The 25,924-nt window shown below is 69.7% G+C and carries 26 protein-coding genes, 3 tRNA genes, 1 rRNA gene and 1 pseudogene; 26 read left to right on the forward strand and 5 right to left on the reverse strand.

All coding sequences use genetic code 11. The annotated features are described in order from the left end of the window. The 12 genes and pseudogenes from rrf to DEJ33_RS14870 all read left to right on the forward strand — a co-directional run. Window positions 1-99 (forward strand): 5S ribosomal RNA (gene rrf, locus DEJ33_RS14820); the annotation flags it as partial. 126 nt (window positions 100-225) lie between these two features. Continuing rightward, window positions 226-1,713, forward strand: a complete 1,488-nt coding sequence (gltX, locus tag DEJ33_RS14825; protein ID WP_111079239.1) for a glutamate--tRNA ligase — start codon at window positions 226-228, stop codon at window positions 1,711-1,713. Window positions 1,714-1,718: 5 nt separating this feature from the next. After that, window positions 1,719-2,642, forward strand: a complete 924-nt coding sequence (locus tag DEJ33_RS14830) for an NAD(P)/FAD-dependent oxidoreductase (protein WP_258374561.1) — start codon at window positions 1,719-1,721, stop codon at window positions 2,640-2,642. Window positions 2,643-2,685: 43 nt separating this feature from the next. Further along, a tRNA-Gln gene (locus tag DEJ33_RS14835) sits at window positions 2,686-2,757 on the forward strand. Window positions 2,758-2,936: 179 nt separating this feature from the next. After that, window positions 2,937-3,227, forward strand: coding sequence for a zinc ribbon domain-containing protein (locus DEJ33_RS14840; RefSeq protein WP_110902009.1), 291 nt, complete (start codon window positions 2,937-2,939; stop codon window positions 3,225-3,227). Window positions 3,228-3,400: 173 nt separating this feature from the next. Further along, on the forward strand, window positions 3,401-4,684 hold the full coding sequence (locus tag DEJ33_RS14845; protein WP_110902010.1) for an ABC transporter substrate-binding protein: 1,284 nt from the start codon (window positions 3,401-3,403) through the stop codon (window positions 4,682-4,684). Between the two features lie 156 nt (window positions 4,685-4,840). Next, window positions 4,841-5,815, forward strand: coding sequence for a carbohydrate ABC transporter permease (locus DEJ33_RS14850; RefSeq protein ID WP_111079237.1), 975 nt, complete (start codon window positions 4,841-4,843; stop codon window positions 5,813-5,815). Between the two features lie 62 nt (window positions 5,816-5,877). Beyond that, window positions 5,878-6,714, forward strand: coding sequence for a carbohydrate ABC transporter permease (locus tag DEJ33_RS14855; protein ID WP_258374585.1), 837 nt, complete (start codon window positions 5,878-5,880; stop codon window positions 6,712-6,714). Between the two features lie 2 nt (window positions 6,715-6,716). Further along, window positions 6,717-6,980: a hypothetical protein gene (locus DEJ33_RS14860; RefSeq protein ID WP_258374562.1), complete on the forward strand. Its 264-nt coding sequence runs from the start codon at window positions 6,717-6,719 to the stop codon at window positions 6,978-6,980. Window positions 6,981-6,998: 18 nt separating this feature from the next. Further along, window positions 6,999-7,130, forward strand: a pseudogene (locus tag DEJ33_RS17785) (helix-turn-helix domain-containing protein); the annotation flags it as partial. A gap of 27 nt (window positions 7,131-7,157) precedes the next feature. After that, window positions 7,158-8,009: a LacI family DNA-binding transcriptional regulator gene (locus DEJ33_RS14865; RefSeq protein ID WP_375334714.1), complete on the forward strand. Its 852-nt coding sequence runs from the start codon at window positions 7,158-7,160 to the stop codon at window positions 8,007-8,009. Window positions 8,010-8,130: 121 nt separating this feature from the next. Beyond that, on the forward strand, window positions 8,131-8,763 hold the full coding sequence (locus DEJ33_RS14870) for an MBL fold metallo-hydrolase (RefSeq protein ID WP_111079234.1): 633 nt from the start codon (window positions 8,131-8,133) through the stop codon (window positions 8,761-8,763). On the opposite strand, the gene DEJ33_RS14875 is transcribed toward DEJ33_RS14870, so the two are convergent. Then, window positions 8,753-9,580 (reverse strand): DUF72 domain-containing protein, encoded by an 828-nt coding sequence (locus DEJ33_RS14875; RefSeq protein ID WP_111079233.1) that lies wholly within the window; start codon window positions 9,578-9,580, stop codon window positions 8,753-8,755. The genes DEJ33_RS14870 and DEJ33_RS14875 overlap by 11 nt on opposite strands. A 118-nt stretch (window positions 9,581-9,698) precedes the next feature. On the opposite strand from DEJ33_RS14875, the gene DEJ33_RS14880 reads away from it, so the two are divergent. After that, a tRNA-Glu gene (locus DEJ33_RS14880) sits at window positions 9,699-9,774 on the forward strand. Window positions 9,775-9,824: 50 nt separating this feature from the next. Continuing rightward, window positions 9,825-9,900: transfer RNA gene (locus tag DEJ33_RS14885), tRNA-Glu, on the forward strand. 75 nt (window positions 9,901-9,975) lie between these two features. Here DEJ33_RS14885 and DEJ33_RS14890 read toward each other — a convergent pair. After that, window positions 9,976-11,514, reverse strand: a complete 1,539-nt coding sequence (locus tag DEJ33_RS14890; protein WP_111079232.1) for a glycoside hydrolase family 76 protein — start codon at window positions 11,512-11,514, stop codon at window positions 9,976-9,978. 134 nt (window positions 11,515-11,648) lie between these two features. Between DEJ33_RS14890 and DEJ33_RS14895 the strand changes: the two genes are divergently transcribed. From DEJ33_RS14895 to DEJ33_RS14915, 5 genes are all read left to right on the forward strand, one after another. Next, window positions 11,649-12,956 (forward strand): glycoside hydrolase family 125 protein, encoded by a 1,308-nt coding sequence (locus tag DEJ33_RS14895; protein WP_258374565.1) that lies wholly within the window; start codon window positions 11,649-11,651, stop codon window positions 12,954-12,956. Continuing rightward, window positions 12,953-13,936, forward strand: coding sequence for a carbohydrate ABC transporter permease (locus DEJ33_RS14900; RefSeq protein WP_111079231.1), 984 nt, complete (start codon window positions 12,953-12,955; stop codon window positions 13,934-13,936). Before DEJ33_RS14895 ends, DEJ33_RS14900 begins: the two co-directional genes overlap by 4 nt. Continuing rightward, window positions 13,933-14,871 carry a carbohydrate ABC transporter permease gene (locus DEJ33_RS14905; protein WP_111079230.1) on the forward strand — a complete coding sequence of 313 codons (939 nt, stop codon included), beginning with the start codon at window positions 13,933-13,935 and terminating at the stop codon, window positions 14,869-14,871. The genes DEJ33_RS14900 and DEJ33_RS14905 overlap by 4 nt, the downstream gene beginning before the upstream one ends. A 65-nt stretch (window positions 14,872-14,936) precedes the next feature. Next, on the forward strand, window positions 14,937-16,193 hold the full coding sequence (locus tag DEJ33_RS14910; protein ID WP_111079229.1) for an ABC transporter substrate-binding protein: 1,257 nt from the start codon (window positions 14,937-14,939) through the stop codon (window positions 16,191-16,193). Beyond that, window positions 16,190-17,245 carry a glycoside hydrolase family 76 protein gene (locus tag DEJ33_RS14915; RefSeq protein WP_111079228.1) on the forward strand — a complete coding sequence of 352 codons (1,056 nt, stop codon included), beginning with the start codon at window positions 16,190-16,192 and terminating at the stop codon, window positions 17,243-17,245. The genes DEJ33_RS14910 and DEJ33_RS14915 overlap by 4 nt, the downstream gene beginning before the upstream one ends. Here DEJ33_RS14915 and DEJ33_RS14920 read toward each other — a convergent pair. Next, window positions 17,199-18,326, reverse strand: a complete 1,128-nt coding sequence (locus DEJ33_RS14920) for a GntR family transcriptional regulator (RefSeq protein WP_181432852.1) — start codon at window positions 18,324-18,326, stop codon at window positions 17,199-17,201. The genes DEJ33_RS14915 and DEJ33_RS14920 overlap by 47 nt on opposite strands. 119 nt (window positions 18,327-18,445) lie before the next feature. Here DEJ33_RS14920 and DEJ33_RS14925 point away from each other — a divergent pair, with 119 nt between their 5' ends. The 3 genes from DEJ33_RS14925 to DEJ33_RS14935 are packed head-to-tail and all read left to right on the forward strand — an operon-like array spanning window position 18,446 to window position 19,874. Next, entirely contained in the window at window positions 18,446-18,904 is a 459-nt protein-coding gene (locus DEJ33_RS14925) for a CrcB family protein (RefSeq protein ID WP_111079226.1), read from the forward strand. Further along, the gene (gene crcB / locus DEJ33_RS14930; RefSeq protein ID WP_111079225.1) at window positions 18,901-19,275 is read left to right on the forward strand and encodes a fluoride efflux transporter CrcB; all 375 of its coding nucleotides are present in this window, start codon (window positions 18,901-18,903) and stop codon (window positions 19,273-19,275) included. The genes DEJ33_RS14925 and crcB overlap by 4 nt, the downstream gene beginning before the upstream one ends. Then, window positions 19,272-19,874: a histidine phosphatase family protein gene (locus DEJ33_RS14935; protein ID WP_110902017.1), complete on the forward strand. Its 603-nt coding sequence runs from the start codon at window positions 19,272-19,274 to the stop codon at window positions 19,872-19,874. The genes crcB and DEJ33_RS14935 overlap by 4 nt, the downstream gene beginning before the upstream one ends. 9 nt (window positions 19,875-19,883) lie before the next feature. Here DEJ33_RS14935 and DEJ33_RS14940 read toward each other — a convergent pair whose 3' ends face one another. Further along, window positions 19,884-20,306: a GNAT family N-acetyltransferase gene (locus tag DEJ33_RS14940; protein ID WP_111079224.1), complete on the reverse strand. Its 423-nt coding sequence runs from the start codon at window positions 20,304-20,306 to the stop codon at window positions 19,884-19,886. Between the two features lie 102 nt (window positions 20,307-20,408). Further along, complete coding sequence (locus DEJ33_RS14945) at window positions 20,409-21,476, reverse strand: FUSC family protein (protein WP_111079223.1); 1,068 nt, start codon at window positions 21,474-21,476, stop codon at window positions 20,409-20,411. Window positions 21,477-21,621: 145 nt separating this feature from the next. On the opposite strand from DEJ33_RS14945, the gene leuC reads away from it, so the two are divergent. Genes leuC through DEJ33_RS14965 form a run of 4 tightly spaced genes read left to right on the forward strand, consistent with a single transcriptional unit; the run spans window position 21,622 to window position 25,845 of the window. Then, the gene (gene leuC / locus DEJ33_RS14950) at window positions 21,622-23,073 is read left to right on the forward strand and encodes a 3-isopropylmalate dehydratase large subunit (RefSeq protein WP_110902020.1); all 1,452 of its coding nucleotides are present in this window, start codon (window positions 21,622-21,624) and stop codon (window positions 23,071-23,073) included. Beyond that, window positions 23,073-23,669, forward strand: a complete 597-nt coding sequence (gene leuD, locus DEJ33_RS14955) for a 3-isopropylmalate dehydratase small subunit (RefSeq protein ID WP_111079222.1) — start codon at window positions 23,073-23,075, stop codon at window positions 23,667-23,669. The genes leuC and leuD overlap by 1 nt, the downstream gene beginning before the upstream one ends. Next, window positions 23,669-25,036 (forward strand): UDP-N-acetylglucosamine 1-carboxyvinyltransferase, encoded by a 1,368-nt coding sequence (gene murA / locus DEJ33_RS14960; protein WP_111195395.1) that lies wholly within the window; start codon window positions 23,669-23,671, stop codon window positions 25,034-25,036. Before leuD ends, murA begins: the two co-directional genes overlap by 1 nt. Further along, on the forward strand, window positions 25,033-25,845 hold the full coding sequence (locus DEJ33_RS14965; protein WP_110902023.1) for a 1-acyl-sn-glycerol-3-phosphate acyltransferase: 813 nt from the start codon (window positions 25,033-25,035) through the stop codon (window positions 25,843-25,845). The genes murA and DEJ33_RS14965 overlap by 4 nt, the downstream gene beginning before the upstream one ends. The last annotated feature ends 79 nt before the right edge of the window (window positions 25,846-25,924 follow it).

Below are 25,924 nucleotides of genomic sequence, written 5' to 3' on the forward strand. Positions count from 1 at the left end.
AGGGAAACGCCCGGTCACATTCCGAACCCGGAAGCTAAGCCTCTCAGCGCCGATGGTACTGCAAGGGGGACCTTGTGGGAGAGTAGGACGCCGCCGGACTTCTTTTCATGAAGACCCCTGACACGGGGAGCATCCGCTCCCTCTGTCAGGGGTTTTCTGCATTCCACCCTGCTGTCCATCGCCGCCCTCCAGTCGGACGGGCGGTCGCGGTAGGATCAGGGCGTCATGACAGCGCCATTCTCTTCTGCCACCGGTTCCGACGTCCGCGTCCGGTTCTGCCCGTCGCCCACCGGGACGCCGCACGTCGGCCTGGTCCGCACTGCCCTGTTCAACTGGGCCTACGCCCGGCACACGGGTGGCAAGCTCGTGTTCCGCATCGAGGACACCGACGCCGCCCGGGACAGCGAGGAGTCCTACGCGCAGATCATCGAGGCACTGCGCTGGCTGCAGCTGGACTGGGACGAGGGCGTCGAGGTCGGCGGACCCCACGGCCCGTACCGGCAGTCGGAGCGGGCCGACATCTACGCGGACGCCATCGCACAGCTCACCGCAGCGGGGCACGTCTACGAGTCGTACGTCACTCCCGAGGAGATGGAAGCCCGCAACGTCGCGAACGGTCGAGACCCGAAGCAGGGCTACGACAACCACGAGCGCGACCTCACGGACGCCCAGCGCCAGGCGTTCCGGGACGAGGGCCGTGCGCCGGCGCTGCGCCTGCGCGTACCGGACCGCGATCTCAGCTTCCAGGACCTGGTTCGCGGTGACATCACCTTCCCACAGGGCTCCTTCCCGGACTTCGTCGTGGTGCGTCCGAACGGCAAACCGCTCTACACGTTCACGAACCCCCTCGACGACGCCCTGATGGGGATCACCCACGTCCTCCGTGGCGAGGACCTGCTGTCGTCGACGCCGCGGCAGATCGCGCTGTACGAGGCGCTCCACGAGATCGGTCTCGCTCGGTTCATCCCGCAGTTCGGTCACCTGCCGTACGTGATGGGGGAGGGCAACAAGAAGCTCTCGAAGCGGGATCCCGAGTCCAACCTGTTCCACCACCGGTCGAACGGCATGGTGCCCGAAGGACTCGTGAACTACCTGGCGCTGCTCGGGTGGTCGATCGGCCCCGACCGCGACGTCTTCTCGATCGCCGAGATGATCGCGGCGTTCGAGGTCACGGACGTGAACCCGAACCCGGCGCGCTTCGACCACAAGAAGGCTGAGTCGATCAACGGCGACCACATCCGCCTGCTCGATCCCGCCGACTTCCGTGGCCGGCTCCAGCCCTACCTCACGGAGTTCCTCGACGAGCCGGCGACGGCCGAGCAGGAGCGCGTGCTCGAGCTCGCGGCCCCGCTGGTCCAGGAGCGCATGCAGCTGCTCAGCGAGGCACCCGCGATGCTCGGCTTCCTGTTCACCTCCGACGACGACCTGGTGGTCGAGGACGACGCCCTCGGATCCCTCAAGGGCGACCCGGCCCCGGTCCTCCAGGCCGGCATCACCGCTCTCGAACAGCTGGACGACTGGTCGACGGCCGCCATCGAGCAGTCGCTCCGGACGGCGCTCATCGACGGCCTCGAGCTGAAGCCCCGGGTGGCGTTCGGTCCGCTGCGCGTGGCGGTGTCCGGTCGTCGGATCAGCCCGCCGCTCTTCGAGTCGATGGAGATCCTCGGCAAGCAGTCCACGCTCGCGCGGCTCCGTTCCCTCGCGGCGCGCTGACGTCCGTGGTCGACGTCGTCGTCATCGGCGCGGGTCCCGCGGGGCTCAGCGCTGCGCTGAACCTGGTGCGCGCGAGACGCACGGTGCTGCTCCTCGACGCGAACCGCCCGCGGAACGCCGCGACCCTCCGGTCGCACGGGTTCATCACGCGGGACGGCATCTCGCCCCTCGAGCTGCGGAAGCTCGGGCGGGACGAGGTCGCCGGGTACCCGGAGGCGACGGTCACGCAGGCCGTCGTCGACCGGGTCTGGCAGACCGACGGCGCCTGGAACGTGCACGGCACCTGGCGTGGCGCCGAGGTGGCGGCCACCGCCCGCGCCGTGGTGATCGCCACGGGCCTCCGTGAGTCGTTCCCCGCGCTGCCGTCGCTCCGGGCGTTCTACGGCACCGACGTCCACAGCTGCGTGGAGTGCGACGGGTACGACAAGGCCGGATCGCCGCTGGCGTTCATCGGCGAGACCGACGACGTCGTCGACCGCGCTCTGCTCGTCGGGTCGTGGACCGACGACCTCGTCGTCTTCACGAACGGGGTGGCTCCGGTGTCCGAGACCGGGCGGGCACGCCTGGTCGCGGCCGGCATCCGCATCGACGAGCGTCCGGTGGCGGACCTGGAGGGGGACCGGAGCGGCATGACCGGGGTGCGGCTGGCCGACGGGGACGTGGTACCGCGCTCGGGCGCCTTCGTCCGGCCCGAGTGGCACGCGGACCTGGACTGGGTCGACGCGGACCTCGACCGCGACGAGCTGGGCTTCGTGCGGGTGGACCGGCTCGGTCGGTCGAACCTCCCCGGACTGTACGCGGTCGGGGACGTCACCCCGCCCGGGCCCGAGCAGCTCATCGTCGCGGCCGGACACGGTGCGTCGACCGCGGCGGCCGTGCACCGTGACCTGGTCGGTGGTCTCGGAGACCTCCGGGATGCTGTACAGTAGTTGATCGTGCCCCGGACAACGGGGCGCAGGGCCGCAAGGCCTTTGGGGTATGGTGTAATTGGCAACACAGCGGTTTCTGGTACCGTCGTTCTTGGTTCGAGTCCAGGTACCCCAGCAGTTGGACACACGAAAGCCCCCGGGAGACCGGGGGCTTTCGTCGTTTCGGGGCGGCGCGCTCGGGGCCGCGCGCTCCGGCTCCGGCTCGCCGGCTGTGGGCTATCGTCGTCGGACGAGGGCGGACACCGCGCCGCCACGCCCGGACACCGTCCGGGTGCGCCACGAGCAGGGGGACCCATGATCATCTTCGGCAGCCGCACACGTTCCGCCCTCGCCGGGGTGCTGTTCTTCGCCTGCACCCTCTGCGGGTCGACCGCAGCGCAGCGCCTGCACCGACTGCGGACCTGGTTCACGCTGTTCTTCGTGCCGGTGTTCCCGTTCGGGCACGGACGGTACGTGCTGCAGTGCGCGTACTGCGGCGGCCAGTCGTCGATGCCGCGCGAGGGTGCCGAGCGCTTCATCGCCGACAGCGAGCGTGCCCAGCAGGCACACCTGGCGCAGGAGACCCTGCCGCCGACGGGCGCCTGACGCGCCGGCAGCGGCTGTGTAACGCTCCGGTCACGGTGCTGGTGCAACCGGTTGCACGACCCCCGTCCGGGGCGTAGCGTCCTCGCTCAGCAGGCAGCGTCGCCTGCTCCAGTGCAGCGTCGCCGGGCACGGTCCGGCGACGCTCCTGGTGATCTCGATGAGGAGACAACGCTGTGAAGAACACACGTGCGAAGGGCCGCGTGGCCTCGATCGCAGGGATCGCGGTCGTCGGCCTGCTGCTCGCGAGCTGCTCGAGCGGGAGTTCGGCCTCGGACGACGCGAAGGGCGGCCAGGACAGCCGCGGACCGATCACCTACGTGCAGGGCAAGGACAACTCGAACGTCGTCCGCCCGCTGATCGCCAAGTGGAACAAGGCCCACCCGGACGAGAAGGTCACCTTCAAGGAGCAGTCCGACCAGGCAGACCAGCAGCACGACGACCTGGTGCAGCACTTCCAGGCGAAGGACGACAACTACGACGTGGTCGACGTCGACGTGGTGTGGACCGCCGAGTTCGCCGCGAAGAGCTGGCTCACCCCGCTCACCGGCGACATGGCGATCGACACGTCGAAGCTCCTGCCGTCGACGGTCAAGACCGCGACGTACAACGACACGCTCTACGCGGCCCCACAGACCTCCGACGGCGCCCTGCTCTACTACCGCAAGGACCTCGTGAAGACCCCGCCGACGACGTGGGACGAGATGATGCAGGACTGCTCGATCGCGAAGGACGCCGGCATCGGCTGCTACGCGGGGCAGTTCGCGAAGTACGAGGGGCTGACCGTCAACGCCTCCGAGGCGATCAACGGCGCGGGCGGCGCGGTCCTCAACGGCAGCGGCAAGCCGGACGTCGACACCTCCGACGCGAAGGCCGGCCTGCAGAAGCTCGTCGACGCCTTCGAGAACGGCAACATCCCGAAGGAAGCGATCACCTACCAGGAGGAGCAGGGCCGTCAGGCGTTCGAGGACGGCAAGCTGCTGTTCCTGCGCAACTGGCCGTACGTGTACAGCCTCGCGAAGACCGACGGCTCCAGCAAGGTGAAGGACACCTTCGGCATCGCCCCGATCCCGGGCGCCGACGGCGTCGGTGCCTCGACCCTCGGCGGTCACAACGCCGCGATCAGCGTCTACTCGAAGCACAAGGCCACCGCGCACGACTTCCTCGAGTTCCTCATCTCCAACGACACGCAGAAGTTCTTCGCGACCCAGGGCTCGCTCGCCCCGGTCGTCGGTGACCTGTACACGGACGAGGAGCTCACGGCGAAGCTGCCGTACCTCCCGACGCTCCTCGAGTCGATCAAGTCCGCGGAGCCGCGTCCGGTGACGCCGTTCTACCCGGCCGTGACCAAGGCGATCCAGGACAACACCTACGCCGCGCTCAAGGGGTCGAAGTCCGTCGACGCCGCCATGCAGGACATGCAGGCGGCCCTCACGTCGGCGACCGACGGCGGCAACTGACACCGAGGGCGGCTCAGGCCGCCCGCTGACGGGAGGGTCGTGGTCACGCGACCACGGTCCTCCCGTCCTCCCTCTGTGCGTTCCCGACACCGGCAAGGAGGCCGTGACGTGTCAGCAGCAACCGAGATCCCCGCAGCGATCCCCGAACCCCAGGGGATGGAGCCGCCGAAGCGGCGCAAGGGCGGGCTCAACGCCGAGCACGGTCGGTGGGCCGTGTACCTCATCGGCCCCACGCTCGTGCTCCTGGCGATCGTCATCGGCTACCCGGTCGTCAGTGCGGTCATCCAGTCGTTCCAACTCGACCAGGGACTGGACAAGGCCACCGGCCTGTTCGTCGAGGGCGGCTTCGCCGGCGTCACGAACTACGTGCACTGGCTCGGCCAGCAGTGCGGCACCGCCGCCTGCCCGCCCGGCAACCTCGGCTCCCAGTTCTGGACGGCGTTCGGCAACACGTTCTTCTTCACGGTCGTGACCGTGGCGCTCGAGACCGTCATCGGGCTGTGGATGGCCATCATCATGAACCGCGACTTCAAGGGCCGCGCCCTCGTCCGTGCCGCGATCCTCATCCCGTGGGCCATCCCGACCGCCGTCACCGCGAAGCTCTGGTACTTCATCTTCGACGCGAACGGTGTGCTCAACCACGTCATCGGCCACCAGGTCCTCTGGTTCTCCGACGAGTGGGCCTCCCGCTTCGCCATCATCATCGCCGACACCTGGAAGACCACGCCGTTCATGGCGCTGCTCATCCTCGCCGGGTTGCAGCTGATCCCGGACGAGGTCTACGAGGCCGGGAAGATGGACGGCGCCTCGACCATGCAGCGGTTCGTCAACATCACCCTGCCGCTCGTGAAGCCGGCGCTGATGGTCGCGATCCTGTTCCGCGTGCTCGACGCCCTGCGGATCTACGACCTCATCGCGATCATGACCGGTGGTGGTGGTGGTTCCGGGAACGCGACCGTCTCGCTGTCCGTGCTGGTCGTCGACCAGATCCGGCAGGGCTTCAACTCCGCCTCGGCACTGTCCACCATCACGTTCGTGGTCATCTTCGTCGTCGCGTTCATCTTCGTCCGGTTCCTCGGCGCGAACGTCGTGCAGACCCAGGCAGCACAGCAGAAGGGCGAACTCAAGTGACCCTCGCAGCAGACCGTCTCCGCATTCCCGCCGAACGTGCTGACGCACGCGGCGATGTCCGTGTGAAGCGCCACGCGGGGCCGAGGCTCCGCACCGGCATCCAGGCCGCCGTCATCGCCCTGTGGTGCCTGCTGCCGTTCTACTGGATGATCGTCACGTCCTTCCGCGACGTCGGCTACACGTTCGACCCGACGCCGTTCTTCACCCACGTGACGCTCGACAACTACGCGACGGCGTTCTCGACGGCGCTCGGCAACCACCTCGGACGCGCGCTGCTCAACAGTGTGTTCATCGGTGCCGTCGTCACGATCATCGCCCTGCTCGTCGGCACGACCGCCGCCTACGCGCTGGCCCGGCTCGAGTTCCGCGGCAAGTCCCTGATCGCCGGCGCGATCCTCGCGGCGTCGATGTTCCCGGGCGTCGCGCTGATCTCGCCGCTGTTCCAGCTGTTCACCGACATCGGGTGGATGGGCAGCTACCAGGCGCTGATCCTGCCGAGCATCTCGTTCGTGCTGCCACTGACGGTCTACACACTGGCGTCGTTCTTCCGGGAGATGCCGTGGGACCTCGAGGAGGCCGCCCGCATCGACGGCTGCACCCGCGTCCAGGCGTTCCGACGGATCATCCTGCCGCTGGCCGCACCGGCCGTGTTCACGACCGCGATCCTGGCGTTCATCTCGTCCTGGAACGAGTACCTCATCTCGTCCCAGCTGTCGAGCGACGCCACCCAGCCGGTCACGGTCGCGATCGCGTCCTTCGCCGGGTCGCAGCCGCACCAGGAGCCGTACACCGCGGTGATGGCGGCGGGCACGATCGTCACGATCCCGCTCGTCATCCTGGTGCTCGTGTTCCAGCGCCGCATCGTGGCCGGTCTCACCGCCGGTGGCGTGAAGGGCTGACCGTGGCACAGCGCGCACCACTCCGCCCCACGTCGCGGATCGAGGAGGCCATCGGGTTCGTCGGGTGCTTCGGACTGCTGTTCTTCGGCGTCACCGTCTTCTGCGAGCTCACCGGGCGGCCGGCGCTCGGGTGGGCGCTCACGCTGCTCGGGACCGTCGTGGCGATCGTCCTCCTGGACCGATGGCGACGGCGGGTACTCCGGCGGACCGACGCCGCTGCCCAGCCGGACCAGCCGGCGGTCGCGACGCGCGCGACCGGCCGCTGACGGGCCTCCCGGGACGATCCCGTGGGGATCCAGGAGATCGCGCAGGTGACCGGGCTGTCGAAGGCGACGGTCTCGCGGGCGCTCCGTGGTCTGCCGACGGTGGCAGGGACGACGATCGACCAGGTCCGCCGGGTCGCCGACGAGCTCGGGTACGTCCCGAGCTCGGCGGCGGCGGGCCTGGCCACCGGTCGCCAGCGCGCAGTCGGTGTCGTCCTGCCGGTGATCGACCGCTGGTTCACGGCCAAGGCCCTGGGCGGCGTCGACGCTGAACTCCGAGCCGCCGGCTACGACCTCGTCCTCTACAACCTCGGCGGACCGGGGGGTGATCGGCACCGGGCGTTCCGGCGCGCGATGCTGCGACAGCGCGTCGATGCGCTGGTGTTGATGTCGCTGGCCCTCGACGAGACCGAACGCCGCGAGCTGCAGGTCAGCGAGCTGCCGACGATCGTGATCGGCGGGCCGGCGCACGATCTGCGGAACGTCGGTGTCGACGACCACGAGGTGGCTGCCCTGGCGGTCGTCCACCTCACCGGACTGGGACACCGCGAGGTCGCCTACGTCGGCGGGCAGGACGAAGCCGGCCTCAGCGTCGCCGTGCCCTACCGCCGCCGGGACGGGTTCACCGAGGCGATGGTGTGCGCTGGAGCCCCGGTCCGTCGCGACTGGTACGCCGACGGTCGGTTCTCGTTCGCCGGCGGGGTCGCGGCGGGGACCGCGCTGCTCGACGTCGCGGCCCCGGACCGGCCGACCGCGGTGGTCTGCGCCTCGGACGAGATGGCGCTCGGCGTCGTGGTCGCCGCACACCGGCTCGGGCTCGACGTGCCGCGGGACGTGTCCGTCACCGGCGTCGACGGGCACGAGTACGGCGAGGTCCTCGGCCTCACGACGGTCGCGCAGGACCCGGAGGCGCAGGGTCGTGTGGCCGCACGGGCGGTCGTCCTGGAGGCCCAGGGTGCGTCCCCGGGGCCCCTCGCGCCGTCCGCCGTGCGGCTCGTGGTGCGGCAGACGACCACGCGGCCGTGCCGGTGACCGGGTCGCCCAGCGGGCGAGCGTCCCGCATCGAGCAACCGGTGGCGGGCGTCCCGTGACCGGCATCCGGGACTCGGCTTCGGCTGGTCGGCGTCCGGGCGGCCGGCGTAGCCTCGCCCGCATGCTGGTCACGAAGCTCGAGCACGCCTGTCTCGTCGTCGAGCAGGACGGCGGCCGCCTGGTCATCGACCCCGGCGCCTACACGCGCCCGGTCGAGGTGAGCGATGTCGTCGCCGTCGTCGTGACCCACGAGCACCCGGACCACGGCACGGCCGAGCAGCTCGACCGGATCCTGGACCGGAACCCGGGCATCCCGGTGTTCGGCCCGGCCGGGGTCGCGTCGGCGCTGGCGGCGGCCGTCGAGGTGGACGTCGTGGCGGACGGTGACACCCGGACCGTCGGGGCCTTCACCCTGTCGTTCCACGGCACGCGGCACCAGCTGATCCACTCGTCCGTGCCGGTCGTCGACAACACCGGGGTGTTCGTCAACAGCACGCTGTTCCACCCGGGTGACGCCTACATCGACCCCGGAGCACCCGTCGAGGTGTTCGCGGCACCGGTCGGGGCGCCCTGGCTGAAGATCGGTGAGCTGATGGACCACCTGCTCGCCGTCGCCCCACGACGGGCGATCCCGATCCATGAGGCCACGCTGTCCGACATCGGGTTCGCGGGGCACACGGACCGGATCCGGCAGGTCGTCGAGCCCGCGGGCGAGGTCGTCGTGCTCGCACCGGGGGAGTCGTTCACCGTCTGAGGGTCGGTAGCCCGAGCAGTCCGCCGAGCTCGAGTGCGTCCCACGGGGCGTGGCGTTCCGCGTCGTTGTCGAAGTAGACCCAGACGTCACGTCCGGCGGCGACGTGGTGCCGGACCGTGTCCGCCCAGGTGAGCAGGGCCTCCCGGCCGTAGCCGTCGTGGTACGTGTGCGGCGCGCCGTGGAGCCGGAGGTACGCGAGCGGCGCGTCGGTGTCGTGGACCAAGCGGGGGAAGTCGCCCGCGTGCGAATCGACGAGCGCGGTGCGGTGTGTGCGGAGGACGGCGAGGTGGTCCGGGGTGACGGCGTCGGGGGAGCGGACCTCCAGGACGTGGTGGACCGGCAGTGCCGGGTCCTCCGCCGTGGTCGACGGCTCGACGACCTTCGCGTCGTGCCCGGCGGCGAGGGCGGCGGCCTCGCCGTGGGTGGCGGGCAGCAGGGCGAGGAACGCGTCGAGCACGTCAGGCGTCGGGACGACGTGCTCGGGGAGTTGCCAGAGCACCGGGCCGAGGGTCGGACCGAGCTCCAGCGGCCCGGAGGCGAAGAAGTTCGCCAGCGCCGTGTCGACGTTCCGCAGGCGGAGCATGTGCGTCAGGTACCTGCCGCCCTTCAGCGCGAAGCGGAAGTCCTCGGGGACCGCTGCACGCCAGGCACGGTACCGCGACGGACGCTGCAGCGAGTAGAAGGAGCCGTTGACCTCGACCGTCGGGAAGCGCGTGCCGACGTGCTCGAGCCAGCGCCGCTTGGCGAGCCCGGCGGGGTAGAAGTCGCCGCGCCACGAGTCGTACTGCCAGCCGGACAGGCCGATGCGCACCGTCATCGACCCACCGTATGCCGACCCTCCGTGTGCCCTGGTCGGCATGGCGACACACCGGCGCGGACCCGGGCGTTTTGGTGCTCGCTCACACCCTGTGCCATACTTGTCGAGTTGTCGGAACGGCCCCATCGTACAGTGGCCTAGTACGCCGCCCTCTCACGGCGGTAACGCGGGTTCGAATCCCGCTGGGGTCACCACGAGTGACACACTCCGAACCGACACACGTCCCGATCCGGGACATCGCCGCGGCCCCATCGTATAGCGGCCTAGTACGCTGCCCTCTCACGGCGGTAACGCGGGTTCGAATCCCGCTGGGGTCACCAGCTCGAAGGCCCTCACCCGACCGGGTGAGGGCCTTCGTCGTCCTGGTGGCGGCCGTGTCGCCGTCGCTCTGTCGTTCAGAGCGAGACGGACACCGAGTCGAGGTTGACGTAGTTCCCGTTGCTGGCGGGCACGGCGATCGACAGGGCGTTCGACCCTGCTGTCAGCTGCACGGGCAACGTGACCGTGCTCCACGTCGACCACGATCCCGTCGCCGGCAGGGTCACGGTGGTCGCGGTCCCGCTGCCCACGCGGACGATGCGCGTCGCGGTCCCCGCTGCGGCCGCGTACCGGAGTGTCACGCTGTGTGTCCCCGCGCTCGCGACGTTGACGTGCGCCGTCGCCGCGGTACCTGCGGTGTTCCACCCGGCCAGGTAGCCGCGCCCGGTGTAGCCGGTACCGGTCGCTTCGGTCGGGATGCCCGGGTGGTCGATGTTCTCCGCCTGGTACACGCCGTCACCCTGCTCCACCACGGTCGAGCCGTCCGGTGTCGCCTGCTGCACGATCGCCACGGTGGCCGACGCTGCGAGGGACTGTTGCGGGGCGGTGCTGGTCGACGGGGTCGGGGCGGTCCAGTCCGGTCCGCCGATGCCCTCGGGCGAGACGTGCGCCGCTGCCTGCGATGCGTTCGCGGTGAGGACCGACTCGTACTGGGTCTGTCCGGCGTCGTCGATCAGGTCTCGGATGTCCCGGGTGAGGATGGCCTTGAACCCCTGTGTGTCGCTCGAGCCCTCGTTGAGGAAGGTATCGGCGACGGTCAGGTTCGCCACCGCCCAGTCCACGGCACGGGTGGCGTCGGCCAGGTACTGCTGGTCGTTCGTGAGCAGGTACATCTGCAGGGCGGCGCCGGCGTACTGGCCCTGGTTGTACGTCCAGTCGTAGTCGGTGAACTGCCCGGTGCCGCTGACGTGGTCGCGGATGTGCCCGTTCCGGTCGAAGTCGGTCTGCAGCCAGGCGAAGAGCCGCTCGGCCGTGTCCCGGTAGGTCGTGTCGCCGGTCGCAGCGTACAGCCGGAGCGCCGTCTGCACGGCGGTGCCGTTCGTCGCCACGTTCTTCTCGTTCTTGCTGCCGTCACCGACGTCGACGTTCTTCCACCAGATGCCACCGCCGTACGTCGTGTCCTCGTACTGCGCGATGAAGCCGAAGACCTCCTCCGATTCGTCGAGGAACCGCTGTTCCCCGGTCAGTTCGTACGCGCGGACCGCGCCACGGGCCCACCAGCCCATGTCGTCGTTCCAGTCGTTCTGCCGGAAGTCCGGGTACGCCGCCTGCCAGCCGTCGAAGACGTCGTCGATCATCTGCCGACTCGTTGCGTCGTGGGTGCGTTCGTAGCGGTCCATCACCGCCTCCCAGTTCTGGGCCTCCCACCAGTAGTCCGTGTAGAGCCCACCCTGCGGTCCGACCGCGTGCTCCTGGTGGACCTGGCGGTCGCTGTAGGTGGTGAAGTACTTCGCGTCCGCGTCCCAGTAGGTGGCGACGAACGCGTCGTACGCGTCGGTCGCCTGGGTGGTGGTCAGGGCGGAGGCTCGGCCAGGGTCGGTTGCGATGCCCACACCGGTGAGCGTGGCCGACGCGACGGCACCGGCCACGAGCAGGCTGACGAGTCTGTGCTGCATGGGATCTCCTTCGATCCGACCCTTGATCCGCCCTGCCCGGTGCAGGCGCAAAAAAGTATACTTGAACTACTTCTTGCGTGAATTGGGCCAATCAATATAGTTGGAGCAGTACCAGCGAAAGTCAAGGGAGCAACGTGGCTCAGATACATGCAGACCTCGTGGGCAGGGTCGCCCGGCAGGTCGAGGACCGGATGGGGTCCGACGTCGGCGCGGTGTTCGCGAACTGCTTCGCGAACACGCTGTCGACGACGATGACGGACATGCCGGACGGCACGATCTTCATGGTCACCGGCGACATCCCGGCGATGTGGCTGCGCGACTCGACCGCGCAGCTCACGCCGTACCTGCACTTCGTCGCCGAGGACGAAGCGCTGGCCGACACCATGGCGTCGGTGTCGCGGCGGCAGCTCGAGTACGTCCTCGTCGATCCCTACGCCAACGCCTTCAATCGCGCCCCCGATGGCGCCGGTCACGCCGACGACGACACGGCGATGGACCCGTGGGTCTGGGAGCGCAAGTACGAGATCGACTCGCTCTGCTACCCGATCCGCCTGGCGTACGACCTCTGGGAGCGCACGGGGCGCACCGACCACCTCGACCGGTTCGCCGAGGTCGCTGCTGCGGCCATCGCGTTGTGGACCGTCGAGCAGGACCACGAGGCGGGCTCGCCGTACCGGTTCGAACGCCCCGACCCGCTGCTGCCGAGTGACACCCTCGTCCGCCAGGGCCGCGGCCCGCGCACCGCCCGGACCGGTCTGACCTGGAGCGCGTTCCGGCCGAGCGATGACGCGACGACGCTGGGCTTCAACATCCCGGGGAACGCCTTCGCCGTCACCGAGCTGCGACACGTCGCCGTGCTCGCCACCGCGGTGCTCGACGACGCGCAGCTGGCTCGGCGGGCAACGGCCCTCGCCGACGAGATCGACGACGCCATCCGGACTCACGGCGTCGTCGACCACCCGGACCACGGCGTCGTCCTGGCCTACGAGGTCGACGGTACCGGCGGCGCCCTGCTCATGGACGACGCGAACGTCCCGAGCCTGTTGTCCCTGCCGATGCTCGGTTGGTGCGACCGTGACGACGCGCTCTACCGGCGCACCCGCGCCGCGGTGCTCTCGCCCACGAACCCGTACTGGTTCAGCGGTGCGACGGGCAGCGGCATCGGCAGCCCGCACACCCCCGGGCGCAACGTGTGGCCGATCGCACTCGCCGTCCAGGGGCTCACCGCAACTGACGCCGAGGAACGGGGCCACCTCCTGCAGCAGCTGTGCGCCACACACGCAGGGACGGGGCTCATGCACGAGTCCTTCGACGTCGACGACCCGACCACGTACACCCGTCCCTGGTTCTCCTGGGCGAACGCGATGTTCTGCGAGTTCGTGCTCGACCTCGCCGGCTTGCGCAGCGCTCCGGCACCGGTCCCGGAACGGAGCACCCGATGAGCGTCGTGACGACCCCCGAGGAGCAGGCCGTCGTCGCGGGTGAAGCCGACGGCGCCCTCGATTCCACACCTCCGAAGCGGCACCGGACCGAGCGGGGAAGCGGCGTCAGTGCGACGCGCAAGCAGCAGACCCGCGCGGCCTGGGTGTTCCTCGCACTGCCGGGTGCGCTCTTCCTGCTGTTCACGGCGCTCCCGGTCGTCATCGCGGCTGTCGTGAGCCTCAGCGACTACGCCGTCATCGGGCCCCTCACCTGGACCGGTTTCGACAACTACGTCCACATCGCCTCCGACCCGTTCTTCTGGATCTCGCTCCGCAACACGGTGCTCTACACGGTGCTGTACGTGCCGCTCGGCCTGGTCATCGCGATGGCCACCGCACTGCTGCTGAACCGGAGCGCCCGGAGCGCGCGCGTCTTCCGCACGCTGTTCTACATCCCGGTCGTCTCGTCCACCGTGGCGACCGCGACGATCTGGTACTGGGTGCTCAACCCGCAGCACGGTCTGCTCAACGAGGCGCTCGGCTGGTTCGGCATCAACGGACCCGCCTGGCTCTACGACTCACACTGGGCGATGTTCGCGATCGTCATGATGAGCGTCTGGGCCGGCTTCGGCGGGAACATGATGATCTTCCTCGGCGGGCTGCAGGGTGTCTCGCCGGACCTCCGCGAAGCAGCACGACTCGACGGCGCCAACGCATGGCAGGTCTTCCGGTACGTCGTGCTGCCGAGCATCCGCCGCACCACGTTCCTGGTGTCGACGCTGCTCATCATCAACGCCTTCCAGGTGTTCGACCAGGCGTACGTCCTGACGAAGGGCGGTCCCGGCAACTCGACCGTGACGATCGTCTACTACATCTACGATCGCGGGTTCGGGTCCCTGCAGATGGGCTATGCCTCCGCGCTGTCGTTCATCCTGTTCGTGATCATCCTCGCGTTCTCCCTCGTCAACGCCCGCCTCACCAACAGGGACTCCGAACGATGACCACGACCGCCACTCCGACCGGATCCGCCAGTGCCCCGAGCCGCGACGGACAACAGCTCCGACGACGGGCCGCTGCCGTCCGCCGGACGAAGACGACCGCCTGGTGGATCGGCGTCTGCCTCGTCAGCATCGTCACCGTCGCACCGCTGATCTGGACACTCGCGACATCGCTCAAGCCCGCCGGCGAGATCCTCGCCCACTCGCTGTCCCTCATCCCGCAGCGCCCGACGGTCGACAACTTCGTGCAAGCCGTGACGACCGTCCCGTACGGGCGGTACTTCGTCAACTCGCTCGTCCTCGGCGTCGGTGGGGCAGTCGCCAACCTGTTCTTCGGCTCCCTCGCCGGGTACGCCCTCGCGAAGCTGCGGTTCGCCGGACGCCAGGCGGTGTTCATCACCTTCCTGTCGTCGCTCATGGTCCCGAGCATCGTCACGATGATCCCGACGTTCCTGATCCTCCGGCACTTCCCGCTGCTCGGCGGCAACGACCTCGGCGGCAACGGCGGACTCGGCCTCATCAACACGTACTGGGCAGTCATCGTCCCGGGAGCAGCGGGTGCGTTCGCGGTCTTCTTCATGAAGCAGTTCTTCGAGACACTGCCCGACGAACTCGGGGAGGCCGCGCGGATCGACGGTGCCGGCGAGTTCCGGATCTTCGCGGTGATCTACTTCCCGCTCACGAAGGCCGGGCTCGCCGTCCTCGGCCTGCTCAGCTTCCAGGCCGGCTGGAACAACTTCCTCTGGCCGCTGATCGTGCTCAACGACCCGAAGATGATGACCGTCCAGGTCGGGCTCGCCGGCTTCGTCAACAACTACACGACGAACTACGGCCCGTTGATGGCCGGGACGATCATCACGATGCTCCCCGTCCTGGTCGTGTTCATCCTCGCCCAGCGCTGGATCATCGAGGGCATCGCGCACGCCGGCACCAAGTAGTCCCCTCATCCACCCCGGGGAGTCGGCACGCCCGCCGCGCCCCGCACACCAGAAAGCACACGACAATGAAGTCACGCCACTTCCTCGGCGCGGCCGCGGCACTCGCTGCCGCCGCGCTCGTCCTCACCGGTTGCTCGTCCGGTTCCTCCGGTGCCACGGGTGCCGGCGGCCGGCAAGAAGTCACCATGTGGGGCTCCTGGTCCGGTGACCAGGTCGATCAGATCAACACCATGACCAGTGCCTTCAACAAGGCGCAGACGAAGTACACGGTGAAGTACGTCCCGCAGGAACTCGTGGAGCAGAAGCTGCTCACCGCGATCGCCGGCGGGAAGGTCCCCGATCTCGTGCTCTGGGACCGCTACCAGACGTCCCTCTACGCACCGAAGGGCGCGTTGCAGGCGATCGACGACCGGGTCGAGGAAGACGGCGTCGACACGGAGGAGTTCTACCCGCAGGCACTGTCCGAGATGCGGCACGACGGCAAGCTCTACGGCCTGCCGCTCCTGGTCGACAACCGGTCCCTCGTCTACAACGAAGACCTGTTCGCGAAGGCCGGACTCACGCCGCCGACGACGTGGGACGAACTCAAGACCGACGCGCGAGAGCTCACCGTCACGAAGGGCGGGAAGCTGCAGCAATCCGGGTTCATGCTCAACGACCCCGGTCTGTTCTCGATGTGGCTCCAGCAGGCCGGCGGGCGACTCCTCAACAAGGACGGCACGAAGACCGCGTTCAACAGCCCCGAAGGCGTCGAAGTACTCGACTTCTGGAAGAGCCTGACGGACGACGGCGTGTACACGAACGGCTTCGGCGACAGCAACGACGTCTTCGCGGCGGGCCAGGCAGCCATGAAGTACGACGGACCGTGGGACGTGCCGAACCTCGAGAAGGCCGATGGCCTCAAGTGGGGCGTGACCGAACCGGTCGCCGGACCGAGCGGCGAGAAGGGTGCCGTGATGGGCGGGTTCGGTCTCGTGATCCCGACCGGCGCGCAGCAGTCCGACGGCGCCTGGGCGTTCGAGAAGTGGTGGGCGACGAAGCCCGAGAACGGTGTCGACTTCGCCAAGGTCTCCGGGTGGATCCCGGCCAACCGGTCCTCCGCCAACGACCCGTTCTTCACCGACGACCCGCGGTACGCCGGCTTCGTCAAGACGCTCGACTACGCCACCGTGCGGCCCGACGTCCCCGGGTACAGCGACGTCGAGGGCAAGGCACTCACCCCGGCGCTCGAGAAGTTCATGTCCGGCCAGCTGTCTGCCGAGCAGACACTCGCCCAGGCTGCGAAGCAGGGCGACCGCATCCTCCAGGAGAACCGCAAGTGACCGACACGATGACCGGCGTCTGGGCGGACCGCGCCGACCGCATGCAGGACAGCATCGAGCGCCTCTACGGAGCGCCGTGGCCGCAGTACCTCCACAACTCGTGGCCGGTGCAGGAAGCCGACGACAGCACGTTCAACTACTGGTGGCTCGCGCACCTCATGGACGTCCGTCTCGACGCGTTCGAGCGCAGCGGCGACCCGGTCCGACTGGAGCAGGCGCGGGCGGCGCACCGGAACATCGTCGAGCGGAACGGCGGCTCGCTGTTCAACGACTACTTCGACGACATGCTCTGGTTCGCCCTCGCGACCCTGCGGCTGCACGGCGCAACCGGGGAGCAGCAGTACCTCGACGACACCGTCGCCCTGTTCGACCACGTGGTGGAGCACGGCTGGAACGACACCGGCGGGACGAGCCTGGCGTGGCGCAGGCAGCAGCTCGCGTACAAGAACACCCCGGCCAACGGACCGCTCGTCATCCTCGGCGCACGGCTGCACCGGATCACCGGTGACGGCCGGTTCCTGCAGCACGCGGAGACGGCGTTCGACTGGCTGACCGACCACCTCGTCGACGCCGCCGACGGGTTCGTCGAGGACGGGGTCAACCGTGAGGGCGACGGCAGGGTGGACACGCAGTGGCGGTTCACCTACAACCAGGGGCTGTACGTCGGGGCCGCTGTCGAGCTGGCCGATCGCCGACCGGACGTCGACCTGCTCGCCGTCGCAGTCCGGACCGCACGGACCGCGGTCACCGAGCTGTCCGACGGTGTCGTCTTCCGCCAGGAGGGCGACGGCGGCGACGAGGGCCTGTTCAAGGGCGTGTACTACCGGTACCTCGGGCTCCTCCTGGAGCGGCTGCCGGACGGGGACGCCGACCGCGTCGCCCTGACGGCGTTCGTCCGTGCCAGCACCGACGCGCTCTGGGGGGCGTTCCCGGAGGAGCTCGACCGGCCTGCCGCCAACGACTGGACCGAGCGTCCCGTCGGCGCGGTGCCGTACTCGACGCAGCTCAGCGCCGCGATGGCGACCGAGTTGCGCGCCCGACTCGACCAGTAGGCGGCTGCGCAGTCGACGCGCCGGTCACCAGCTGCGCAGGCACGAGGATCTTCCGGGACCCGCTCTCGCCTCGTGCCTGCCGCAGCACCTGGGCCACCGCCTGACGTCCGACCCCGGGCTGGTCCTGCGCGATGTGCGTGAACCGGAACAGCTGGCGGTCGAATGTCGCATCCGGGTGGTCGAAGCAGACGATGGAGACGTCGTCGGGAACCCGCTTGCCCACCTGCTCCAGAGCGTCCCGGAGCAGCAGCGCGATGTTGTACTCGCCGGCGACGAACGCCGTCGCCTCGGGGTGGGCCTCGACGAACGCGACGAGCCGAGCGACGTCGTCCTCCGGGCGGTCCGTCGACCCCGGCAGTGTCGACTCGACGTCGTGGAACGCCAGCGCGTCGTCGAGCGCCTTGTCGTTCCGGGCGTGCGCACCGACCCAGCCGCGGCGACGGTCGTCGTTGGACGTCACCCGGCTGTCCGATGTGACGAGGGCCACCCGCCGGTGCCCGAGGCCGAACAGGTGCTCCGTCGCTGCAGCACCGGCACCGATGTTGTCCGTGGAGATGTCCGACACCGGGATGCCCTCGTACCGACGGTCGAGGATCACGACGGGGAACCCCGTGGGCAGGAGCTCGAGGACCCCCGGTGGGATGAACTCGGAGCTGCTCGGCAGCACGACCAAGCCCTGTACCCGTGCCGCCAGCGCGCGGATCGCCGCATCCTCGGCATCGTGGTCACCGTGGGTGCGCTTGACGATCACGTCGGTGTCGGTGCCGGCCTCGTCGAGCATGCCCTCGAGGACCCGGGTGCCGAAGGTGTCGTCGAAGTTGGTGAGGACCACTCCGACGTCGATCCGGTCGGTCGGCCGGAGACGTGCCGTCGGCTCGGTGCTCACGACGGTCGTGCCGACCCGTGGTCGCCGGGCGACGTACCCGTCCTCGCGGAGCATGTCGAGCGCTCGCCGCAGCGTGATCGCGCTGATGTCGTAGTGCGCCAGGAGGTCGGCTTCAGACGGGAGGCGCGCCCCCACGGGGAACTCTCCGGACCGGATGCGGGACCGGAGGTCTTCGAACGTCGACTGGTACAGCATCATCGGCTCCTCAATACGTACATTGATAATACGACAAGAGCAGATGAACGGGGTGGATCCGCCCGAGAGTGCGAGAGCCGGCGGTACCATCGCGTCGGCAGGTCGGCGAGCGGAGACTCATGCGGGACACGGACGAGACAGGCGGAGGTCGTCCTGCGCTGGACCCGCCGCCACACACCCGCTGGTCCCTCATCGCCCTCGTGGCGTTCGGCGGCGCGATCGGCACCGCGGTCCGGGCCGTGCTCGCCCAGGCGCTGCCGGCCGTCGACGGCATCAGCTGGACGGTCCTCGCGATCAACGTCGTCGGCGCGTTCTGCCTCGGCCTGCTGCTCGACGCCCTCGCCCGCCGGGGGCCGGACGTCGGACGACGTCGGGCACTGCGGCTGTTCGTCGGCACCGGTGTGCTCGGCGGGTTCACGACGTACAGCACGCTTGCCGACGACACCGCACGGCTGCTCGACGTCGGACGCTGGGCTGCCGGGAGCGGGTACGCGCTGCTGTCGGTCCTGCTCGGGCTCGCGGCGGTGGTCGCCGGGCTCGCGGTCGCGGGCGCGCGCACGAAGCGAGCAACGCGATGACCGTCCTCACCCTCCTGCTCGTCGCGGTCGGCGGCGGCGTCGGCGCAGCGCTGCGGTTCGTCCTCGACGGGTTCCTCAAGGCCCGGGTGACGCGTTTCCCCGTCGGCACGCTGCTGATCAACGTCACCGGATCACTCGTCCTCGGGTTCGTCACGGGCCTCGGGGAGTCCGGTGCGATCGCTGCCCCGATGGTCGCTGTGGTGGGGACGGGCATGATGGGTGGGTACACGACGTTCTCGACGGCGAGCGTCGAGACCGTGCAGCTCCTCCGATCCGGCAACACCCGGCTCGCCGTCCTGAACGGCCTCGGGATGCTCGTCGTCTCGGTCGGCGCCGCTGCGCTTGGCCTCCAGCTCGGAAGGAACCCATGACCTCGGAACGCCCCGGCGAACTCGTCCTCGTCCGCCACGGAGAGACGGAGTGGTCGAAGAGCGGGCAGCACACCGGCCGCACCGACATCCCGCTGACGGAGAACGGTGTGGCCCAGGCCGAGCGCGCCGGTCGGTTCCTCGCGGACCGTGACTTCGCGCTGGCACTCTCCAGTCCGCTCGCCCGCGCCCGCGAGACCGCCCGCATCGTCGGCGTCGACCCGGAACTCGACGAGGACCTGTACGAGTGGGACTACGGCGCGTACGAGGGGCTGACGACGCCGCAGATCAAGGTCCAGCGGCACGGGCCGTGGGACCTCTGGACCGACGGGGTCCCGGCCGGTGACACGCCCGGTGAGAACGCCGCCGAGGTGCGCGTCCGCGTCGAACGCGTGATCAACCGCGCCCGACCCGTCCTGGCCGAGGGGCAGGACGCCATCTTCGTCGCGCACGGGCACGTGCTGCGTGCACTCGGCGCCGCGTGGATCCGGCTGGCTCCGCAGGACGGCGCGGTGCTGAAGCTCGGCACGGCCACGGTCAGCACGCTCGGGTACGAGCACGGTCGACCGGTCATCGACGCCTGGAACATCACGCCGTCCTGAGGGGTCGGTTCAGCCCCCGGCGCCGAGCACCATCCCCATGCCGAGGCTCGGCGCCACGTCGTCGAACCCGAGCGACCGGTACAGCCGCTGTCCGGGCGGGTCGCCGATGAGCGAGACGTACGCCCCCGCGGGGGCGCGGTCGCCGATGTCGGCCAGGAGCCACTCCACCACGGCTCGACCGAGCCCCTGGCGCTGGTGTGTCGGGTCGGTGGCGATGTCGACGACGTGGAAGTACCACCCGCCGTCGCCGATCACCCGTCCCATGGCGACGGGCGTGCCCGCTCCGTCGACGACGTGACAGGCCGACCAGGCGCCGACGACGGCCGGTGCGCCTTGCTCCGCGGTGACGGGCGTCAAGCCGGAGTCGCGTCGCAGGCGCAGGTAGTCGTCGAGCGGCGGGGCCGTCGGGAGCAGTGTGTAGGTCTCGTCCATGCACCCAGGGTGCCGGACGCGGCCGACAGGGCCGGGCCTCCCGGCTGGCACCGCGATCCGGACGGGAGGCCCGCTGCGGCTCGTCCGCACCGCGCGCGTCCCTCAGACGGTCCGGATGCTGCTGGTCGCGCCGAGTGCGCGTCCGCGACGCCGCTCGACGACCCGTCCCACGGCGAGGAGGCAGACGCTGACGACGGCGCCGAGCAGGGTCTGCCCGATCCGGTCGAGGGCGAGGAGCCCGGGCGCCTCGGGGAGGCTCAGCCACGACACCGCGAGGGCGAGGGGCGTGAGGAAGAGCAGGCAGACGGCGTAGTTCCGGGCGACGAAGACCTCCGCCATGAACTGCCCGACCACGGCGATCACGACGATCCACCAGGCCGAGGGCTCGAGCAGCAGGATGCCGACCGCGACGACGGTGCCGCCGACGGTGCCGACGACACGCTGCACGGCGCGGGAGACCGTGTGGCGCTGCCGGAGCGCGGGCAGCGTCGACACCACGGCGATCACGGCCCAGTAGGGGTGCCCGAGACCGGGCAGGACCTCGGCGACGGCGCCGGCGACGAGCGCGCCGAGGACGTTGAGCGCGATGGTCTCCCAGAGCGCCGAGGTGCCGAGGACCGCGAGGGACCGGTGCTTCCGGGCAGCGAGCGGACGGAACCGGTGCGGCGCGTGCGGGTGCAGGACGCGACGGAAGGCGGCTCCGGACATCGCGACCAGCCACGCCCAGACGACCGAGCCGAGGATGATCGTGGCGACGAGCGGCAGGTCGCCCGTCCGCACCGGGACGAGGGCGGACACGACGAACGCGAAGACCGGGAAGATCGGCTGCGCGGGGATCGTCCGGAGTGCGCTGAGCGTGGCGACCGCGACGACGAGCACCAGGACGAGCCCCGCGCCCTGCAACCACAGCGGCGCGCCGAGGAGTGACACCGCGATGCCCGCGGCCATGCACGCGACCTGCAGCGCGCCGGCGACCCCGGTGGTCACGGCACGCTGCCGGTAGGGCTCGGTCGCGCCGAAGATCGCGGTGAAGCCGGCGAACATCGCGAACGCGGCGTACTGCGGCATCCCGAGTCCGATGAGCAGCGCGAGCGGGACGCCGCCCGCGATCGCGGCGCGGGCCGCGCCCTCGAGGTTGGTGGTGCGGGTCGAGTGCGGAGCTGTCGTCATGTCCAGGCCATCCTCTCACCGCGACGGGTGTCGTCGAGGAGGGGTGGGCCGCCTGGCAGGGGCCTCTGATTGGTATACCAAGCTGCTAGAGTGCTTGTACGGTGCCGTGACAGCGGCATCGGAACGCGAACGAGGAGGCACGGGCATGGGCAGGACGCTCGCCGAGAAGGTGTGGGACGACCACGTCGTCGTCAAGGGAGAGGACGGCAACCCCGACCTCCTGTACATCGACCTCCACCTCGTGCACGAGGTCACGAGCCCGCAGGCGTTCGACGGCCTGCGGCAGGCCGGTCGCCCGGTGCGGCGGCTCGACCTGACGATCGCGACCGAGGACCACAACACCCCGACGCTCGCCATCGACCGCCCGATCGCGGACCCGACGAGCCGCACTCAGATCGAGACCCTCCGCCGCAACTGCGAGGAGTTCGGTGTCCGCCTGCACTCGCTCGGCGACAAGGAGCAGGGGATCGTGCACGTCGTCGGTCCGCAGCTCGGACTGACGATGCCCGGCATCACGGTCGTCTGCGGGGACTCGCACACCTCGACCCACGGTGCCTTCGGCGCGATGGCGTTCGGCATCGGCACCAGCGAGGTCGAGCACGTCCTGGCCACGCAGACCCTGCCGCTGAAGCCCTTCAAGACGATGGCCGTCACGGTCGAGGGCACGCTGCGCCCGGGCGTCACCGCGAAGGACGTCATCCTCGCCGTGATCGCGCAGATCGGCACCGGTGGCGGCCAGGGCTACGTGCTCGAGTACCGCGGCTCGGCCATCCGGGCGCTCTCGATGGAGGGCCGGATGACGATCTGCAACATGTCGATCGAGGCGGGTGCCCGCGCCGGCATGGTCGCTCCCGACCAGACCACCTACGACTACGTGCAGGGCCGCGACCACGCGCCGACCGGCTCCGACTGGGACGACGCCGTGGCGTACTGGGAGACCCTGGCGACGGACGACGACGCCGTGTTCGACGCCGAGGTCTTCATCGACGCCGACACGCTCGAGCCCTTCGTCACCTGGGGCACCAACCCCGGTCAGGGCGTCTCGCTGTCCGAGTCGGTGCCGGACCCGGCGGACTACGCGGACCCGAACGACCGCGCCGCCGCGTCCCGTGCGCTCGAGTACATGGACATCCAGGCGGGCACGCCGATGAAGGACATCGCGGTCGACGCGGTCTTCATGGGTTCCTGCACGAACTCCCGCATCGAGGACCTCCGGGCCTTCGCGTCCGTGATCCAGGGCCGCGAGAAGGCGCCCGGCGTCCGCGTCATGGTCGTCCCCGGCTCCGCACGGGTCCGGCTCGAGGCCGAGGCCGAGGGGCTCGACAAGGTGTTCACCGACTTCGGCGCCGAGTGGCGGTTCGCCGGCTGCTCGATGTGTCTCGGCATGAACCCCGACCAGCTCGCGCCGGGGGAGCGTTGCGCCTCCACCTCGAACCGCAACTTCGAGGGCCGGCAGGGCAAGGGCGGTCGGACCCACCTGGTCTCGCCGCTGGTCGCCGCCGCGACCGCCGTCCGCGGGACGCTGTCGAGCCCGTGGGACCTGGAAGACGACGACGCTCGCCTGGCCGTGCCGGCGACCGCTGGAGGGAACCACTGATGGACAAGATCGGCACCGTCACCGGGATCGCCGCACCGCTGAAGCGGTCGAACGTCGACACCGACCAGATCATCCCCGCCGTGTACCTGAAGCGGGTCACGAAGACCGGGTTCGAGGACGCCCTGTTCTCGGGCTGGCGCCAGGACCCCGACTTCGTGCTCAACCAGCCCGCGTACCAGGGAGCCCGTGTGCTGGTCGCCGGACCGGACTTCGGCACCGGTTCGTCCCGCGAGCACGCGGTGTGGGCCCTCCGTGACTTCGGCTTCCGCGTGGTCGTGTCACCCCGTTTCGCGGACATCTTCAAGGGCAACGCCGGCAAGCAGGGACTGGTCACCGCGATGGTGTCGGAGCCCGAGATCGAGCGGATGTGGGCGGCGATCGAAGCCCAGCCGGGGATCGAGGCAACGGTCGACCTCGCGACACAGCGCGTGTCGATCGGCGACGTGGACGTGGCTTTCGAGATCGACGCTTACACTCGTTGGCGGTTGATGGAAGGGCTCGACGACATCGGGCTCACCCTCCGTGACGAGACCTCGATCACGGAGTTCGAACACTGCCGCTCCAGTTGGCGGCCGAAGACATTGCCGGTGAAGTAGTGAACTCTCTCGTACAGGACGCAGCAGCTGCAGGGGCGCGCGTCGGTCTCAAGTCGGACGAGATCGTCATCCGCGGGGGCAAGCCCCTCGTGGGACGCATCGAGGTCCGCGGTGCGAAGAACCTCGCGACCAAGGCCATGGTCGCGGCGCTCCTCGGTGACACCCCGTCGATCCTCAAGGACGTCCCGGACATCTCCGACGTCAAGGTCGTCCGCGGCCTGCTCGAGGTGCACGGCGTGCGCGTGACCGACCCCGCACGGGGCGAGCTCATCCTCGACCCGTCGCGGGTCGAGACGGCGCACTTCGCCGAGATCGACGCGCACGCCGGGTCGAGCCGGATCCCGATCCTCTTCTGCGGCCCGCTGCTGCACAAGCTGGGCGAGGCGTTCATCCCCGACCTCGGTGGCTGCCGCATCGGCGACCGTCCGATCGACTTCCACCTCGACGCCCTCCGTGCCATGGGTGCCGTCGTCGACAAGCAGATCTCGGGCATCCACATCACGGCCCCGAACGGCCTCAAGGGCGCGAACATCGAGCTGCCCTACCCGAGCGTCGGTGCGACCGAGCAGGTCCTGCTCTCCTCCGTCCTCGCCGAGGGCACGACCGAGCTGCGGAACGCCGCGATCGAGCCCGAGATCATGGACCTCATCGCGATCCTGCAGAAGATGGGTGCGATCGTCACGGTCGAGCCCAGCCGCACGATCTTCATCGAGGGCGTCAAGTCGCTCCGCGGGTACACGCACCGTGCGATCAACGACCGCAACGAGGCCGCGAGCTGGGCGTCCGCCGCGCTGGCCACCAACGGCGACATCTTCGTCGAGGGTGCCAAGCAGCAGGAGCTCATGACGTTCCTGAACGTCTTCCGGAAGGTCGGCGGCGGGTTCGACATCCAGGAGGACGGCATCCGGTTCTACCGCGAGCTGGACGTCCTCAAGCCCGTCGTCATCGAGACCGACGTGCACCCCGGCTTCATGACCGACTGGCAGCAGCCCCTCGTCGTCGCGCTCACGCAGGCCGAGGGCCAGAGCGTCGTGCACGAGACCGTCTACGAGAACCGCTTCGGCTTCACCGACGCGCTCAACGAGATGGGTGCCGACATCGTCGTGCACAAGGAGGGCCTGCCGGGTCACGACCGCCGCGTCGCCCGTCGTCCCTTCGAGCAGGCCGCGGTCATCACCGGCCCGACGAAGCTCCACGGTGCGAACGTCCGTGTCCCCGACCTCCGCGGTGGCTTCAGCCACCTCATCGCGGCGCTGACCGCCGAGGGCGAGTCGCGCATCACGAACGTCGGCATCATCAGCCGTGGCTACGAGCACTTCATCCCGAAGCTCCGCAAGCTCGGCGCGGACTTCGACTTCGCGGAATGAGCGCCGAGCCGGCCGACGCCCGAGCCGGTGCGGTGGAGCAGGTCACCACGGGCCTCCCGAACCCCGGGAGGCGCTGGAAGCGTGGTGACCTGAACGTCGCGTTCCGGATCACCTCGGTCTTCGTGATCCCGCTGTTCCGTGCGGTCGCGGCGTACCGCTGGCACGGCCCGAACCGCCTGCCGGCGGACGGGGCGTTCGTGCTCGCGCCGAACCACTACACGAACATCGACCCGCTGGTGGTCGGCACCGCCGTCTGGGTGAGCCGCCGACCACCGCTGTTCCTGGCGAAGGCGTCGATCTTCGACGTGCCCGTCGTCGGCAAGCTGATGTCCGGAATGGGACAGATCCCCGTCGAACGCTCCGGGCGGACCCGTTCCAGCAACCCACTGCAGGGCGGTGGCGGACTCGTCCGGAACGGCGGGGCGGTCATCGTCTACCCGGAGGGCACGCTCACCCGTGACCCGGACCTGTGGCCGATGCGCGGCAAGACCGGCGCGGCACGGATCGCGCTCGAGAACGACGTGCCCCTCATCCCGATGGCGCACTGGGGCACGCAGCGGATCCTGCCGCGGTACTCCAAGCGCCTCAACCTGTTCCGGAAGGCCAACGTCGACATCCTGTTCGGCGAGCCGATGGACCTGTCCGCGTACCGCGGCAAGCCGATCGACCAGGCGCTCCTGCAGCAGGTCACCGACGCGCTGATGGCCGAGATCACCAAGCTCGTCGAGCAGCTCCGCGGTGAGCGCGCTCCGGAGCAGCGCTGGGACCCCAGTGCCAACCGCCAGAAGGAGACCGGCAAGTTTGAGTGACGCAGCCGACCGGGGGACAGCCCCCGGTCTCCGACCGCACGACGACCGCCCGGACCCCTCCGTCGCCGCCCGTGGCGCC

This window comes from Curtobacterium sp. MCPF17_047 (genome assembly GCF_003234045.1).
Classification (GTDB): domain Bacteria; phylum Actinomycetota; class Actinomycetes; order Actinomycetales; family Microbacteriaceae; genus Curtobacterium.